This window comes from Acrocarpospora corrugata (assembly GCF_009687845.1).
GTDB lineage: Bacteria > Actinomycetota > Actinomycetes > Streptosporangiales > Streptosporangiaceae > Acrocarpospora > Acrocarpospora corrugata.
Genome location: NZ_BLAD01000047.1, coordinates 115542 through 130139 on the forward strand (window position 1 = coordinate 115542; position 14598 = coordinate 130139).

Consider the following 14598-nt stretch of genomic DNA (forward strand, 5'->3'; position numbering starts at 1 on the left):
TGATAGCCGATCAGTTACTCGGCGGCGTCACCCAGTAGCGCGCAGGCGACGGTGTCCTCGAAGAGGAAAGGCTTCTGGTCCACCACCAGGTGGGCCGCGCGTCCCGCCGCCGCCAGGAGGGCGGTCTGGCTTGGTTCCTCGTTATTCATGTCGGCTCATTCCCTTTCGAGCTGTGGGAATGACGATATTAATCGCGCCGCAGAATATTTTTTCTCAATATATCACTTGAAAATAAATGTGCGGTAACGCATGAATGGCAGTTGGAACTCATTGAATGCATGCCGGTCTCGGGCGATCCCCTGAGCCCGCGACCGGGGTCGCGTTCCGCACGACGATCGGGAAAGCCTAATGTCCTGATATGACTGACACCCGGTACGCCGTTAACGGCATGGTTTGCACAGTTGACCATCTCGCCTCCTCCGCGGGCGTCACCGCACTTGACCGAGGGGGCAGCGCCGCCGACGCCGCGGTGGCGGCCAACGCGGTTCTGGCGGTCACCGCCCCGCACCTGTGCGGGCTGGGCGGCGATCTGTTCGCGCTGGTGCACGACGGCACCGGGGTGAGCGCGCTGAACGCCTCCGGACGCGCCGGCAGCGGCGCCGACCCGGAGCGGCTGCGCGCCGAAGGTCACCACCGGATGCCCCACCTGTACGACATCCGGTCGGTGCCCGTGCCCGGCTGCGTGGACGGCTGGCTGACGCTGCACGAGCGTTACGGGCGGCTCCCCCTCGACGTGGTCCTCGCTCCCGCCATACGCCTGGCCGCCGACGGATTCCCGGCCTCACCGCTGCTCGTGCCCGGAGCGCCGTTCATCGGGTCGCTACCGGGAGCCGGCGACTACGCCGAAGTCCGCTCGGTCGGCGACCTCATCCGGCGGCCCGGCGCGGCACGGGCACTCGACGCGATCGCGACCAGCGGACGCGCGGGCTTCTACCAGGGCGAATTCGGCCGCGGCCTGCTCGCCCTCGGCGCCGGCGAATACACCGAAGCCGACCTGGCCAGAGTCAACGCCGACTGGGTGACCCCGCTGCAGGTCACCGCGTTCGGGCACGGCGTGTGGACGATCCCCCCGAACTCGCAGGGCTACCTGCTGCTGCTCGGGCTCGCCGTACTGGCGGGCTTCGAACTGCCCGCCGATCCGGCCGACCCGCGCTGGGCGCACCTGCTCATCGAAGCCGCCCGCGCCGCCGGGCACGACCGGCCCGACGTGCTGCACGAGGGCGGGCAGGCCCCGCTCGGCTCGGCCGCCGACCGCCGCGCCCTGATCGACCCCGATCGGCGCACGGCCGGGCTGGGCGGCGCGGCGGCCCGCGGCGACACCACCTACCTGTGCGCGGTGGACGGCGACGGCATGGGCGTCTCGCTGATCCAGTCGAACGCCGCCGGATTCGGCAGCCTGCTGTTCGAACCGAACACCGGCATCAACCTGCACAACCGCGGCATCGGCTTCTCACTCACCCCCGGCCACCCCACCGAGTACGGCCCCGGCCGCCGCCCCCCGCACACCCTCTCCCCCGCCCTGATCACCCGCCCCGACGGATCCCTGCGCACGGTACTCGGGACGATGGGCGGCGACGCGCAACCGCAGATCCTGCTCCAACTCGTCACCCGCCTCCTGGCCCACGGCCAGACCCCCGGCGAGGTGATCGACGCCCCCCGCTGGGCACTCGGCGTCGACCACAGCACCGGCTTCGACACCTGGCACGGCGCCGAGGTCGTCGTCGAAGTCGAGGACGGCGCCCCCTGGGCCCCCGGCCTGGCCGAGCGCGGTCACCCGATCCGCCCCGAACCGTACGGCGACGGCTTCGGGCACGCGCACCTCATCGACGTACTGCCCTCCGGCATGCTCGCGGGGGCCGCGGACCCGCGCGCCCGCATCGGCACCGCCCTCGGCGCAACCGGGACCCCAGCGGCCCGCGAGCGCGGCTGATCGCCGCCCGGAAGCACTTCGGGTGGACAGCCACGGGAAGGGCAGGACGACGGACCAGACGGCCGCCTCGCCATACCCATTTGTCCTGCGGGAGCCGTCCAGCCGGAGCAGCCGTGGGCGAGTGGTTTCGGGAAGGTTCGCACCCCTCGTCAGTCGTCAAGGACGGCCAGGTCGAGTCGGCGGAGGCGGTCGGGGTCGGCGATCGCGTCGATTTCCACGATCTTGCCGTGGGCGACGGTGAAGCCGATGACCGCGATCGGCTGACCGGCCATGGTGATGACGACGCCCGCGGCTCCGTTCACCAGGGCGGGCCGGACCAGTGCGGAGGGCTGGTGGAATTTGAGCGCCTGATCGGCGACTGCCGCCGCGCCGTGGACCACCACGGAAGCGTCCGGACGCGCTGTGCCCCCGTCGGATCGCAGCACGGCGTCGGGCGCCAGGACGGCGATGAGTGCGTCGAGGTCGCCGCGGCGCGCTGCGGCGTAGAAGGCGTCCGCGGCTTCCCACTGGCGGCCGATATCGGGGTCGGCGGCCGCGATCTCGGCCCCGCGCACCCGGCGCCGGGCCCGGCTGGCGAGTTGCCTCGCCGTGGCCGGGGAACGCCCCACCATGCGGGCGATCTCGTCGAAGGGCAGGTCGAACATGTCGTGCAGGACGAACGCCAGCCGCTCGGCGGGGGTCAGTGTTTCGAGCACCACGAGCAACGCGAGCCCGACCGAGTCGGCCAGCAGCACCTCATCCTCAGGGTTCATCCCGTCCGTACGGCTGATGACCGGGTCGGGGACGTGCACGCCCACGGGCTCCTCACGCCGTGTCGTACGCGCGCGCAGCACGTTCAGGCACACCCGGGCGACGATGGTGGTCAGCCAGGCGCCGAGGCTGTCGACACCTTCGGCGTCCGACCGGCTGGCGCGCAGCCAGGCTTCCTGGACGGCGTCGTCGGCCTCGGCGAGCGAGCCGAGCATCCGGTAGGCCACCGCCCTCAGACGGATCCGGTTCTTCTCGAAGCCCTCCGCCAGCCAGTCGGACTCGCTCATCAGTCACGTTCCTCCGCCGCTGGGTGTCATATAGGTGACCCCCCAAATCCGTCGGATGTGACACATGAGCGACTCCAGGAGCAGCCAAAGTATGACAACCTCCAAACTCAGCGAGCTGACCGGCGACTACGTCCTCGACACCGCCCGCACGCGGATCGGCTTCGTCGGCCGGCACGCGATGGCCACCAGGGTGCGCGGGCGGTTCGACGAGTTCGAAGGCGGCGCGCACCTGGACGGCGACAACCCGTCGAAGTCGAGCGCCGAGCTCACGATCCAGGCGAAGAGCATCCAGACCCGCCACCTGTGGCGCGACGAACACCTGCGCGGCAAGTTCCTGGACGTGGACAGCCACCCGACCATCACCTTCGCCTCCACCTCGGTGGAACAGGTCGGCGAGACCAGCTTCAAGGTCACCGGTGACCTGACCATCCGCGGCGTGACCAAGCCGGTCACCGTGGACTTCGCGCTGACCGGCGACCAGAACGACCCCTCCCGGGTCGGCTTGAAGGGCAGCGTCACGATCAACCGCATGGACTGGGCAGTGAACTGGAACGCCGCGACCGGCATCCTGCTCAGCGAGAAGGTGACGCTGGAGTTCGACGCCACCGCCCTCCGGCAGTCCTGACCCGATGGCCCGGCGTGGGGTAGAAGGTGGCGCTTGTGTTCGAAGTCACCGCCATCCTGATCAACGGGCTGCCGTCATCCTGGATGAAGGGCCAGTCGGTGGGCGCGCGCGTTGATCGCCGCCCGTAGCCGCCAGGGCAGCAGCCGGGTCACCAGCTCGTCGACGAGCCAGGCGTCGGGCGCCAGGTGGTACTTGAATCGTGGTTTCGGCCTGTCGACGATGCGGTGAAGCTTGCCGGCGATCCGCTCGGCGGTCGGCAGGAGCCGGGAGTCGCGTGAGCTTGCGCTCATCGTCGCGTAGTGATCCAGCATGTCGCGGTAGCGTTCGCGGCCGGCGGCGGGCATCTGGTTCAGGCTTTCGATCCCTCCGCTCGTCGTCTTCTCCAGCAGCGGGGTCCTGGTGATGCCGGGGACCGCGAGCACGGTGTGGACGCCCAGCAGGCCGAGGTCGTAGTGCATCGACTCTGACAGCCCTACGAGGGCGAACTTGGACGCGTTGTAGAACGGGATGAACGGCGAGGACATCAGCCCGGCCCAGGAGGCCACGTTCACTACCCGGGAGCGAACCTCGTTCCGGCTGTTGTGGCGGATCAGCAGTGGCAGCAGCGCTTTGGTGATGCGGAAAGGCGCCATGAGGTTGACGTCCATCACTTCACGGGCGCGTTTCTCGTCGGCGAACTCGAACGGGGCGGCGTAGGTGATCCCGGCGTTGTTGACGATCGCGTACAGGCCGTCCTCGCCGACTTCCCGGGCGATCAGTTCAACGGCCGCCTCAAGCTGGGCCGCGTCGGTGACGTCCAGTTCCACGGGATGGATGTTCTCGCGCCCCTGCAGCGCCGGCAGGTCGGCGGGCTTGCGGTAGGTGGCGAAGACCTGGTAGCCCTCGGCGGCGAAGCGGGCGGCGCTCGCCTGGCCGATGCCCGAGGTGGCGCCGGTGATGAGCACGGTCTTCCTCATGGCCGGTCTCCCGCGGGTGTACGCCGATCGCTCATCAGGTGGACCGCGTGGCGCATGAGGTCGACGTACTCCTCGGGTGAGCTCGTCAGCCGCTTGAGCCCGTGGGATGTCGCGTAGAGGATCCGGGCCGAGCGGTCGGCCGCCGGGACGTCCTCCGGGAGCGATTCCGCCAGGGCCGTCGCGAACTCCGCGATGATGGACTGCTCAAGAGCCGGAGGGGCTCCCTCGCGACGCGCCGCCGCCACCTCCAGGAGTTCGTCGAGATGGTCGGTGTGAATGTCGGCGAGCGCGGCGAACGCGGCAGTCAATCGGTCCTCCAGAGCGTGGCCGTCTCGTCCGAGCTCACGGCGGACCGCCTCAGCGGCCTGGTCGATCAGATGGTCGATGGTCGCGTCGAAGAGGGCTTCCTTGGTCGGGAAGCGCAGGTAGAGGCCCTGACGTGAGAGCCCCGCGGCGCGAGCCACGTCATCCATCGAGGTCTTGCGGAATCCGAACCGGAGAAACCGGTCCGAGGACGCGCTGAGGATATCGAGATCCCGGCGCTGCGTTCCGTGTGCGGTCATCGCTCCTCCTTGGCATGTCAAGATTTACAGAAGCGGCACATATTGTCAACCACGCCCACTCGGTTGGAGAACCGGAAGCGTGGCGCGGCCGGGATGGCCACCGAAGCCCCGGCCGACGCGGGCGTCGCGGACGGGACGGCCTCGAAGCCACGGTCGATGGTGGGCTCGCGGACGGCCCCGAAGTCGGCGGGGGATGGTGTCGGGCGCAGAGGTTGAGCCCAGGAACCTGTCGGGCCGTTGGACCCTAACCCCCTCGCCACCCCCTCGCCACCCCCTCGGCACTCCGGCCGAGGGCCGCGGCGAGGCGGCCGGGATCGATGACGGCGCGGGCGATCGTTCAGCACGCCGGGGTGGCGCGGCACCAAGTGCCGGGGGCGGCGCGGTAGAAGTGGGATGGGGGCATGACAGGGGGCTTTATGCAGGCCGGGGACTGGTTCGGGCAGGATTGGACGCAGGTCGGGGAGTTCGGGACCGCGTTCGCGCTGTCGTGCGCGATCGGCCTGGAGCGGGAGATCAGGCAGAAGGCCGCCGGGCTGCGCACCTACACGGTGGTCGGCATGGGCGCCGCGCTGTTCACCCTCATGAGCAAGTACGGCTTCGCCGACGTACTCGACCCCGGCAGGGTGGTGCTCGACCCGTCACGGGTGGCCGCGCAGATCGTCTCCGGGCTGGGCTTCATCGGAGCCGGGATCATCTTTGTCCAGCGCGGTTCGGTGCGAGGGCTGACCAGCGCCGCCACCATCTGGATGACCGCCGCCGTGGGCGCGTCCGCCGCGGCGGGCCTGCCCGTGCTGGCGGTGATCACGACATTGGCCTACTTCGCGGTCAGCTACCTCATCCACCCGCTCACGCATCGGCTGCCACGGCTGAGCGGCCGGAGCACCCACTACCGCATCACCTACAGCCAGGGCAGCGGCCTGCTCCGCGACCTGGTCGACCTGTGCGGCCAGGCCGGCTTCTCCATCACCGACCTGACCACGCTGACCACGTCCGCCACGACCGTCCCCGTGACCCACGCACCCGGCCAGGACGTCTCGGGGCAGGCGGTGCAGATCTCCCTCGGCGTTCTCGGCCGCGGCGACCCCGCCGAACTGGCCGCCCAACTGTCCTCCGTTCCCGGTGTCCTGGCCTGCGCGATGTTCAGAGAGGACGACTGACGAATCGTGGGGGGTCGCCTCACCGTGGCTCGTTCATGCGGTTGGGCCCTGTCCCCCGCTGCCGGCCGTCCGGCTTGCGGGTACGTGAGGCGAGCAGTCCCCCAGCAAGAAGGAGCAATCCTGGAAGCAGTACAGGTGTCACCTGCATCAGGTCGAAAGGCATGTCCTGGTCCCGTACGCCGAACATGCCGAGAACGTCGTAGTAGACGTTCTCGATGTCATAGACCACACCCAACGCGGCCAGTGTCGTGTACGCCAGAGTGAGCACCCACAGGAACCGGCTCCGCTCGTAGACCGCCAGCGCGATGAGGCCGATCCCGATCGCCAGCAGGCCGAAGTCGTACCTGACGAAGAACGGCCACAGCCAGACCAGCGAGGACAACCTCCACAGGATCGGGGCGAATCCCAGAACCACCCACAGCACGATCGGGAGCAGGCTGGCCGGTCGGCCGCGTCGCCTGTACCACCATTGAGTCAGAACGGCGCCGACCGCCAACCCCATCAACCACAGGAAATCAAAGGCACTTCCCCGAAGCAGCAGGTCAGCTGAACGTCCGTAGTAGAGCGGTGCGATCGCCACGGCAAAAGCACCGAAGAAGAGCAACGGAAAGCGCCAGGCTGGTCGAAGGGTACGCTCGACGTCGGAGGGCATGCGGCCAGGGTGGCATCACAAGGAATCTCAGGCAAGAGGCCACCACCGACATATTGTTGACGCAGCGCACCACGGACACTTCCCGTATGGCTACCCCGACTACGAAGGCACAGAACCGGGCTTTTCAATCCTGACCATGAATGATTCCCCCCTGTCTGTTGTTGCACAGAAGCCCGAGAATCTTTCGAGCCCCGCCGACGTGAGTTCTTGATGGTGGAAATTGATGTCGTGGTCCCTGTCTTTGCAGGTCGAGTGGGCGAACGGCCAGCCACGCGGGATCACAATTTGATCGCCCACGGCTCGGTAAGGACAGTTCCCCCGCGCCTGGATGAGCGCGGAGGATTCGAATTTCCGCTCGGACTCTCCGCCATCTCGCTATCGCCAACGCGGCGAATCACTACGCGCACCTGCCTCGACGATCATTCGGGCTGCAGAGCTTGACCGGAATCGAGATTTTATTGATTCCGCGCGGTGCGCGCAAATCGGGTATTCGGTCGAGCGACTAGCCATCGATCGGCAGAAAGTACTGATCGCGACATCGCCAACGACGAAAAGCCATCCAGCGGACGTTTGCGGAATTAACAGCAATTAAGCTGATTTGCGCTTGTCTGCGCAGGCGTGAAGGTCACTCTCTCATACGGTAGACGCTGGAGAACACACCTCACGCTCGCCCGGGACCGCCGCCCGATACGGCGTGTTTCAGAAGTCCTAAGCCCATAGTCCGATGCGGCAGAGGCGGGATGAGACATAGCGTCGACATCTCACCCAAAGAAAGGCAAGCAATGACGTTTCTGGTGACCGGAGCGACGGGCAAGGCCGGCCGGCACGTGGTCCGCCACCTACTCCGGGCAGGTCAGAGCGTACGTGCGCTGACCAGGGATCCGGACAGGGCCGGCCTGCCGCAGCAGGTGGAGGTGGTGCGGGGCGATCTCACCGATCCCGGAACGCTGGGACCCGCCTTCGACGGTGTCGAGGGCGTGCATCTCCTGACCATAGGCGGCGACGACTACGCCACGCTGCGAACCGGACCGGAACTGGCCAAACTGGCCGAGGAAGCGGGAGTGCGGCGGGTCGCGCTCCTGTGGAACGGCCAGGTGGGCCCAGTGGAAGAGGCATTCGCGGCGAGCAGCCTCGAATGGACCGGACTGCAGCCGGTTGACTTCATGAGCAACACACTCGGCTGGGCACCGGCCATCAGGGCAGAAGGCGAAGTCCGCGAACCGTTCGCCGACGTTCCGGGCGGGATCGTCGACGAGGCCGACGTCGGCGCCGTGGCCGCCGCGGTACTCATGCACGGCGGCCACGGCGGCCAGACATATGTCCTCACGGGCCCTCAGACGCTCAGCCAGCGCCAGCGCCTGGCCGTGATCGCGGAGGCGACCGGCCGTCCGCTCCGCCTCGTCGAACTCACCCAGGAGCAAGCCCGCCAACGCTGGCGGCAGGCGGGACACGGCGAGGAACTAATCGAACTGCTCACCTCCTGGCAGAGCAGCCCACCACCCGAGTCCACCTCCATCTCACCCGCAGTCCGTGAGATCACCGGCCGCGAGCCGCGTTCATTCGCAGAATGGGCCACCGAACACGCCGCCCACTTCCGCGCGGAGGCCTAGCACCTACCTCTCGCGGGGATGACCGCTGTGAGTGGCACCGTGTCGCTCAACTGCTCCACAATCTTCACCTTCTCGCACCACCACTACCGGGACGATGGTTGCGAGGGTGCCCAACTCGTTGATCACGAGCGTCAGCACCCTCGCCCCACTGCGCCGTATCATGCCCCCGTGATCGTGACGATCGCGGTGTTCATCGTCGTCCTGGGTATTCCCGCTGCACTCATGTGCGGGTCCGTGTTCCTCGCGGCGCGATCGACTTCTGCGCCCGTACGCTCCGGCCGCCGGCTCTGGGGCGTCGCCTTGGCAGCGATCGGCTTGGCCGTCATGGCGCAAACCGCGTCGGCCATCCACGAGGACCAGCACTACGACGACTTCGGATCGGCGGGGACCATCCTCCTGGGGTTCCTGGGCGCGGGAGTCTTCCTCCTCGGGCTCGGTCCCTTCATCCCTTGGCTGTTGCGCACGTTCGAGCGCCTCGCCGTACGGCTGCCGGTGCCGTTCCGGTTGGCGGCCCGCGATATGGGCGAGCGTCCCGTCCTCACGGCGGCCGCGGTCGCGCTGACCATGGTGATCACAGCCCTTACGGTCGCCGTACTGATCGTCTCGGCCGCCATGACGGCCTTGCACAGGGTGGAATACCAGCCGCGAGCCCGTCCGGGAGCTCTCGTGGTGGACGAATTCAGGAACGACCAGGCGGCCACGGTTCAGGCGGCCGTCCAGCGTGAGCTGCCCACCGTGTCCATCGTCCTGAGCCACGATGAGACCGATTTCGGATATTTCGTTCCCGACGTCGCCAGCGGGCTGCTCACCCCTGTCCATGTCGGTGATCAGGCACTGCTGCGCTACCTCACCGGGGACCCGTCCGCGCCTTTCCGCGAGGACACGGCTGTGGTCGTCACGGGGGAGAACCTCGCGATCAGCTCGTTGACGATCGTGCACAACCTCTCCGGCGAGCCAGGCGACTACGACGCCTACCCGCGCCAGAGTGTCCCGGCCGTCACCGCCCGCCCCGCCGATCCTCAAGTCGAGGCGATCTTCATTCCGTCGAAGGTCATCCAGGACCTCGGCTTCCATCTGGTGCCGGAGCAGCTGATCGTCGATCCCGGCGTCCATCGGATCTCGCCGCTTGAGCAGGAACGGCTCGAAGAACGTCTGGGCGGGACCGCGACCGTGTACGTCGAACGGGGATTCCAGCCCTCGACCGGTTGGCAGGCGTTCGTCGCGGTCATGGCCGTGATCGCCCTCGGCAGCGCGCTGGTCGCGACCGGCTGGACGTCCGCCGGGTCGCGGTCCACGCGCGTCCTGCTGAGGGCGAGGGGCGGCTCGTCCGCGGCCCTGCGGTGGCTGGCCGTCTGCCGTGCAGGGGTCGGCACCGCCTGCGGCACGATCCTGGGCGCCGCCGCCGGCTGCGCCATCGGTCTGCTGTTGAGATGGCCGCTGACCACCTCGGCCGACTGGGATCCGCAAGCGACCGCCTTTCGACGTGCCCTGGCCGGTCATCGCCGCGCTGGCCGTCGGACTGCCCCTGCTCGCGGCGGCCATCGCGGCCCTGCTGACCCCCAGACGAATCGCTGAGCATTGAAAGTGTTCGTGTGCGCGGACTGCCGTACCGTGCTGACCGGCTGTGACCTGGACAGCCGAGCCGGGCCGAACGGCGACGCCTCCGTCATCCGATACCGGGCATGCCAGGCGGATGCCTCGACGGATTGCCAAATACCTACTTGAATAGTGGTGAACCTGTCCTGAGATCGGAGAGACCTGATGAGCGTCACTGATGAACTGGTGGCCAACGCCGAGCGCTACGCCGCCTCATTCACCTTCGGCGACCTCCCCCTCCCGCCCGCGAGAGGAGTGGCGATCGTCGCCTGCATGGACGCGCGCCTCAACGTTTACGGACTCCTCGGCCTGCGCGAAGGCGACGCGCACGTCATCAGGAACGCCGGCGGCGTCATCACCGCCGACGAGCGCCGCAGCCTCGCCATCAGCCAGCGCCTCCTGGGCACCACCGAGATCATCCTCATCCACCACACCGACTGCGGCATGCTGACCTTCACCGACGACGCCTTCAAGGAGAGCATCCGCGCCGAGGTCGGCATCAAGCCCGACTGGTCCGCCGAAGCGTTCACGGACCTGGACGAGGACGTCGCGCAGTCGATCGCCCGCATCAAGTCCGACCCGTTCATCCCCCACCGCGACTCAGTACGCGGCTTCGTCTACGAGGTCGAGACCGGCCGCCTCCGCGAGGTCAAGGCGTGACCAACCGCCGAGCCGGAACTCCCCCGGCTCGGCGCCACCCGCCCTTGTCGCGTAGTGTTTCACCGGCTGATAGGTAGCGATGATCACCCCAGTGGCCGTTGTCGCGGAATCGACCAGATCAAACGTGGTCAGGCCGGAGCCCGAGTCCGGGAACAGCCGCCGGCCGGAACCGAGAGTCAGCGGGTGGATCAGCAGGAGGAGTTCGTCAACGAGGCCGCCCGCCAGCAGCGAGCTGACCAGCACGCCGCTGCCGAAGACCACCAGGTTCTCTGCCAGTTCCTCCTTGAGCCCGGCCACGGCGTCGGCCGCTTCGCCCTTGAGGAGCGTGGAGTTCCGCCAGGGCAGCGGCTCGGCCAGCGTCGTGGAGGCCACATACTTCTGGACCCTGTCGAGCGCCTCGGTGAACGGGTTCGGCGCCTGGCGCGGCCAATAGTCGGCGAAACGCTCATATGTCGTACGCCCCGCCAGCAGGGACCACGCGCTCGACATGCGGGCGCCCACCGCCTCCTGCATGGCCGGATCCTGGGCCCGGGTGGCCCAGCCGCCATGCCGGAAACCGTTTCGGGGGTCCTCATCGGGGTGACCCGGGGCCTGCATCACGCCGTCGAGTGTCAGGTGCTCGATCACGATGACCTTGCCCATGCCGTACCTCTTCCTGATCGTCGGGGTCATTCACCCCTACACGAACACGACGTCCCCGAATCGACCCTGACGCCGAGGCGCTTAGGCGCACGCCGCCAGCAATACGCGTTCGGCCTCGTCCAGGTAGGTCGCGAGCAGATGTTCGGCCTCGGCGCTCCTGCCGGACTCCAGCAGGGTCAGCAGTTCGCGGTTGCGCGGCAGGAAAGGCGCATGCAGCACGCGCGGGTCCATGGCATGGAAGACCAGGCGGAGCTCGGCCAAGAGCTGCGCCATCATCGCGTTCACCCGCTGGCTGCCGTTGAGAGAGGCGATGATCTGGTGGAACCGCAGGTCGGCGGTGCCGACGTCGAGCCAGCGGCCCTCGGCGGCAGCCCGCTCGGCGTCGGCGACCGCATCCCGCAGAGCGGTCAAAGCGATGGGATCCTTGTCCGGCCGGCGGACGGCGGCGCCCTCGATCATGCGCCGGACCCGGTAGATGTCGGCGACGTCCGCCGGGGACAGAACACGCACATAGACACCCCGGTTGAGCTTGTGCTCCAGCAGCCGCTCGTGGCCGAGCAGGCGGAACGCCTCCCGCAGGGTGTTCCGCGAAACCTCCAGCTCGGCGGTCAGCTCGTCCTCGACCAGACGACTGCCGGGCAGCAGGCCACCCTGGGTGACCCGCCGCCGCAGGATCGCCGCGGCCCACTCGGCCGTACTGCTCCGGACCCGGAACGGGCGGGTCTCCTCGTACGCGTCCAAGGAGCCTGGTTCACTCACAGTCAGCAGAAAATCACTAGTTCGCCCTCATTGTCGAATCCCTACTTGCTGCCCACGTCCACGCCATCGGGATTGCCGGGGGCGTACACCGTGATGCCGTCCGGCAACGCCCTGATCTTGTCGATCTCCACACAGGCGGGGCACGCCTGGTAGCCCTTCTGGCGAGCCCGGTTGGCGTCCGCCTCGGCCTCGGCGCTGGTCACCAGGGCCTGGCCGTCGATCTCGGCCTGCTCGGCCCTCGCCTCGGCCTGACGGATGTCCGTCTGAGCGCCCTGAGCACTGGTGATGCTCTGCTGCACCTCGGCGGGCAGCATGATCCGGACCAGGTTGAACCGGAATCCAGTCAGGTACGGCCCGCCCAGCATGGCCTGGATCTCCCGCTCCAGACTGGCGTTCACCCCGGACTGCACCCGGGCCAGATTCGCCAGGCCGGTGCTCGGCTCGGGAGTGTCGGCGCCGTTGAGGAAGGCGCAGGTGGGCACCAGCTCCTCGCAGCGCAGCGCCCCGATCTGCACGCGCAGCGTGTTGTAGATGACGGGACGGACCGCCTGGCTGAAGAAGGCGCTCCAGCCCTCGTCGCCGTCCCAGGCGTAGAGCATGTCGTCGTCGTCGCCGCCGATGTAGGTGCGGGTTCCGTACCGGTCGTCGAAGGCTTTGAGGGTTTCGTGGTCGAGGTTGAGCGTGAAGTAGAGCGTGCCCTCCACGCCCACGTTGACGCCGTCGCCACTGGGCACGATGACCTCGTCCACGCCGAGCGTCGTGGCCCGTTTGGCGTCCGAGGTGATCGTGTAGATGCGCTGCTGGGCCGGGTAGTTGTGCGCGGTGGACCAGAAGCCGGTCCAGGTGGGTCCGGTGGCCGGGTTGAGCACCTGGCGGATGCCGCTCTCGTCGAGCGGCCCGCCGTCGCGGATGACGGCGACGACTCCCGCGTCCGTCTGGGTGAACCCGGTCGTGTACGTGATCAGCGCGAGCCCGGTCAGGGCAGCGAGTAGAACACCGATCAAGAACTTGGCCATATGTTCAATGTAAGTATTGTTGAACAATTCTATAAGAGGCGATTTTGGAAGGCCGGGCGTACAGGCAGATCCGGCTCCCCCGCTGTCGAGGGTTTGTGCTTGGGGTGGCGAGTAACTTCACCGCGCCACCGGCTTTACAAAGTAGATCAGTCGCGATGGCTTCTCCTGGGACCCCCCGCGCCACCGACCGGCGCGGGGGGCCGGTCTGTCAGCCCACTCGGCAGGAGACCGTCGGCCAGGTCGAGTTGCCGTTGCGCTGGATCGTGACTCCCCAGTTGTTGCCGCTGCCGTTGGGCCGCGCGGTCAGCACCTGGGCGCTGGGGTAGCTTGCGGTGATGTTCCAGGTGGCGATGATCCTCGCCGGGGACGGCACGTTCATCGTCACCGTCCAGTTGCTGGAACCTGAGACCGCGACGTTGAGGTTGTAGCGGTCGCTCCAGCTCTGGCCCGCGGACAGCGTCGCGGTGCAGCTGCCGCCGCCACCCGGAGGCGGTGAGGTCGGCGGGTTGGTCGGGGTGGTGCCGTCAGGCGCCACGGCCCGGCCGGTGGTGGGCGAGATCATGCCGGCGCACAGGTTGCGGCTGCTCAGGTTGGCGGCGATCTGCGGGATCGCGTTGAGCGTGGTCGCGTACTGGTCGTGCATCAGGATGATCTGGCCGTTCTGCAGCCGCCCGGCGGCCTGGACGATCGCGGCGGTGCTGGCGCCGTTCCAGTCCTGGGAGTCGACGTCCCAGATGATCTCCCGCAGGCCGAGCTGCTGCTCGACCGAGCGGAGCGTGGCGTTGCTCTCCCCGTACGGCGGGCGGAACAACCTCGGCGCGGTCCCGGTGGCCGACTGGATGGCCTGCTGGGTGCGCTGCAGCTCGGACTGGATCTGGGCGCTGCTCATGTTGATCAGATGGGGGTGGGTGTAGCTGTGGTTGCCGATCCACATGCCGGCATCCCGCTGGGCGCGGACCAGCGCCTGGTTGTTCTGGGCGTTCTGGCCGATGTTGAACATGGTCGCCCGCAGGCCGTTCTGGCGTAACGCGTTCAGCAGGTTGTTGGTGTTGCTGGGGTTGGGTCCGTCGTCGTAGGTGAGCCCGACATACCCCGCGCTGCAGTCGGCGGCCTGGGCCGCGGGCGAGGAGGTCACGACAGTTGCCACTCCGAGGACGGTGAGAAAGCCCATGACGAGTGAAGTCCGGATACGCGAGCGGCGTACCTGGCTTCTCCCGGTGGCGGCCGCATTTTCGATCATGCTGGTTCCTCCCGTAGAACGCTGATCGGCTGGGGGGCGTGGTGCGTGGCTGTGGAACATCGATCGGCAAAGGAGATGTGCGCACGGCTGCGACACAACCGTGCGGAGATGTGCAGAACCGCACTGACCTGCGGTTCTGTCGCTGGTCACCCGGG

The 14598-nt window shown here is 68.0% G+C and carries 15 protein-coding genes; 6 read left to right on the forward strand and 9 right to left on the reverse strand.

From position 1 onward, the window contains the following. Positions 1–14 precede the first annotated feature (14 nt). On the reverse strand, positions 15–149 hold the full coding sequence (locus tag Acor_RS45430; RefSeq protein ID WP_281353222.1) for a hypothetical protein: 135 nt from the start codon (positions 147–149) through the stop codon (positions 15–17). Positions 150–358: 209 nt separating this feature from the next. Between Acor_RS45430 and Acor_RS14880 the strand changes: the two genes are divergently transcribed. Further along, positions 359–1930, forward strand: a complete 1572-nt coding sequence (locus tag Acor_RS14880; RefSeq protein WP_155337221.1) for a gamma-glutamyltransferase family protein — start codon at positions 359–361, stop codon at positions 1928–1930. A gap of 149 nt (positions 1931–2079) precedes the next feature. Here the strand turns inward: Acor_RS14880 and sigJ are convergent, their stop codons facing one another. After that, on the reverse strand, positions 2080–2967 hold the full coding sequence (gene sigJ / locus Acor_RS14885; RefSeq protein WP_155337222.1) for an RNA polymerase sigma factor SigJ: 888 nt from the start codon (positions 2965–2967) through the stop codon (positions 2080–2082). 91 nt (positions 2968–3058) lie between these two features. Between sigJ and Acor_RS14890 the strand changes: the two genes are divergently transcribed. Further along, entirely contained in the window at positions 3059–3592 is a 534-nt protein-coding gene (locus Acor_RS14890; protein WP_155337223.1) for a YceI family protein, read from the forward strand. Positions 3593–3666: 74 nt separating this feature from the next. Here the strand turns inward: Acor_RS14890 and Acor_RS14895 are convergent, their stop codons facing one another. Together Acor_RS14895 and Acor_RS14900 are read right to left on the reverse strand one after the other, a co-directional pair. Continuing rightward, complete coding sequence (locus tag Acor_RS14895) at positions 3667–4548, reverse strand: SDR family NAD(P)-dependent oxidoreductase (protein ID WP_155337224.1); 882 nt, start codon at positions 4546–4548, stop codon at positions 3667–3669. After that, positions 4545–5111, reverse strand: coding sequence for a TetR/AcrR family transcriptional regulator (locus tag Acor_RS14900; protein WP_155337225.1), 567 nt, complete (start codon positions 5109–5111; stop codon positions 4545–4547). Before Acor_RS14900 ends, Acor_RS14895 begins: the two co-directional genes overlap by 4 nt. A gap of 401 nt (positions 5112–5512) precedes the next feature. Here Acor_RS14900 and Acor_RS14905 point away from each other — a divergent pair, with 401 nt between their 5' ends. Then, the gene (locus Acor_RS14905) at positions 5513–6268 is read left to right on the forward strand and encodes an MgtC/SapB family protein (RefSeq protein ID WP_246238653.1); all 756 of its coding nucleotides are present in this window, start codon (positions 5513–5515) and stop codon (positions 6266–6268) included. A 19-nt stretch (positions 6269–6287) separates the two neighbouring features. On the opposite strand, the gene Acor_RS14910 is transcribed toward Acor_RS14905, so the two are convergent. After that, positions 6288–6920, reverse strand: a complete 633-nt coding sequence (locus tag Acor_RS14910; RefSeq protein WP_155337226.1) for a hypothetical protein — start codon at positions 6918–6920, stop codon at positions 6288–6290. 782 nt (positions 6921–7702) lie between these two features. Between Acor_RS14910 and Acor_RS14915 the strand changes: the two genes are divergently transcribed. From Acor_RS14915 to Acor_RS14925, 3 genes are all read left to right on the forward strand, one after another. After that, positions 7703–8530: an NmrA family NAD(P)-binding protein gene (locus Acor_RS14915; RefSeq protein WP_155337227.1), complete on the forward strand. Its 828-nt coding sequence runs from the start codon at positions 7703–7705 to the stop codon at positions 8528–8530. A 168-nt stretch (positions 8531–8698) separates the two neighbouring features. After that, positions 8699–10105 (forward strand): hypothetical protein, encoded by a 1407-nt coding sequence (locus Acor_RS14920; protein ID WP_155337228.1) that lies wholly within the window; start codon positions 8699–8701, stop codon positions 10103–10105. Between the two features lie 186 nt (positions 10106–10291). Further along, positions 10292–10786, forward strand: coding sequence for a beta-class carbonic anhydrase (locus Acor_RS14925; RefSeq protein WP_155337229.1), 495 nt, complete (start codon positions 10292–10294; stop codon positions 10784–10786). On the opposite strand, the gene Acor_RS14930 is transcribed toward Acor_RS14925, so the two are convergent. The 4 genes from Acor_RS14930 to Acor_RS14945 all read right to left on the reverse strand — a co-directional run bounded on the left by Acor_RS14930 (position 10727) and on the right by Acor_RS14945 (position 14443). After that, positions 10727–11458 (reverse strand): dihydrofolate reductase family protein, encoded by a 732-nt coding sequence (locus Acor_RS14930; protein WP_246238654.1) that lies wholly within the window; start codon positions 11456–11458, stop codon positions 10727–10729. The two genes, Acor_RS14925 and Acor_RS14930, sit on opposite strands and share 60 nt — an antisense overlap. Positions 11459–11509: 51 nt before the next feature. Beyond that, the gene (locus Acor_RS14935) at positions 11510–12187 is read right to left on the reverse strand and encodes a GntR family transcriptional regulator (RefSeq protein ID WP_218034289.1); all 678 of its coding nucleotides are present in this window, start codon (positions 12185–12187) and stop codon (positions 11510–11512) included. A gap of 41 nt (positions 12188–12228) precedes the next feature. Then, positions 12229–13203, reverse strand: a complete 975-nt coding sequence (locus tag Acor_RS14940; RefSeq protein WP_155337231.1) for an SPFH domain-containing protein — start codon at positions 13201–13203, stop codon at positions 12229–12231. 208 nt (positions 13204–13411) lie between these two features. Then, on the reverse strand, positions 13412–14443 hold the full coding sequence (locus tag Acor_RS14945; protein ID WP_246238655.1) for a polysaccharide deacetylase family protein: 1032 nt from the start codon (positions 14441–14443) through the stop codon (positions 13412–13414). Positions 14444–14598: the final 155 nt, after the last annotated feature.

Coding starts and splice junctions, on each gene's coding strand:
- Acor_RS14880 (WP_155337221.1), top strand. CDS start 359: ATGACTGACACCCGGTACGCCGTTAACGGCATGGTTTGCACAGTTGAC.
- Acor_RS14900 (WP_155337225.1), bottom strand. CDS start 5,111: ATGACCGCACACGGAACGCAGCGCCGGGATCTCGATATCCTCAGCGCG.
- Acor_RS45430 (WP_281353222.1), bottom strand. CDS start 149: ATGAATAACGAGGAACCAAGCCAGACCGCCCTCCTGGCGGCGGCGGGA.
- Acor_RS14910 (WP_155337226.1), bottom strand. CDS start 6,920: ATGCCCTCCGACGTCGAGCGTACCCTTCGACCAGCCTGGCGCTTTCCG.
- Acor_RS14895 (WP_155337224.1), bottom strand. CDS start 4,548: ATGAGGAAGACCGTGCTCATCACCGGCGCCACCTCGGGCATCGGCCAG.
- Acor_RS14925 (WP_155337229.1), top strand. CDS start 10,292: ATGAGCGTCACTGATGAACTGGTGGCCAACGCCGAGCGCTACGCCGCC.
- Acor_RS14940 (WP_155337231.1), bottom strand. CDS start 13,203: ATGGCCAAGTTCTTGATCGGTGTTCTACTCGCTGCCCTGACCGGGCTC.
- Acor_RS14945 (WP_246238655.1), bottom strand. CDS start 14,443: ATGATCGAAAATGCGGCCGCCACCGGGAGAAGCCAGGTACGCCGCTCG.
- Acor_RS14915 (WP_155337227.1), top strand. CDS start 7,703: ATGACGTTTCTGGTGACCGGAGCGACGGGCAAGGCCGGCCGGCACGTG.
- Acor_RS14890 (WP_155337223.1), top strand. CDS start 3,059: ATGACAACCTCCAAACTCAGCGAGCTGACCGGCGACTACGTCCTCGAC.
- Acor_RS14905 (WP_246238653.1), top strand. CDS start 5,513: ATGACAGGGGGCTTTATGCAGGCCGGGGACTGGTTCGGGCAGGATTGG.
- Acor_RS14930 (WP_246238654.1), bottom strand. CDS start 11,458: ATGACCCCGACGATCAGGAAGAGGTACGGCATGGGCAAGGTCATCGTG.
- sigJ (WP_155337222.1), bottom strand. CDS start 2,967: ATGAGCGAGTCCGACTGGCTGGCGGAGGGCTTCGAGAAGAACCGGATC.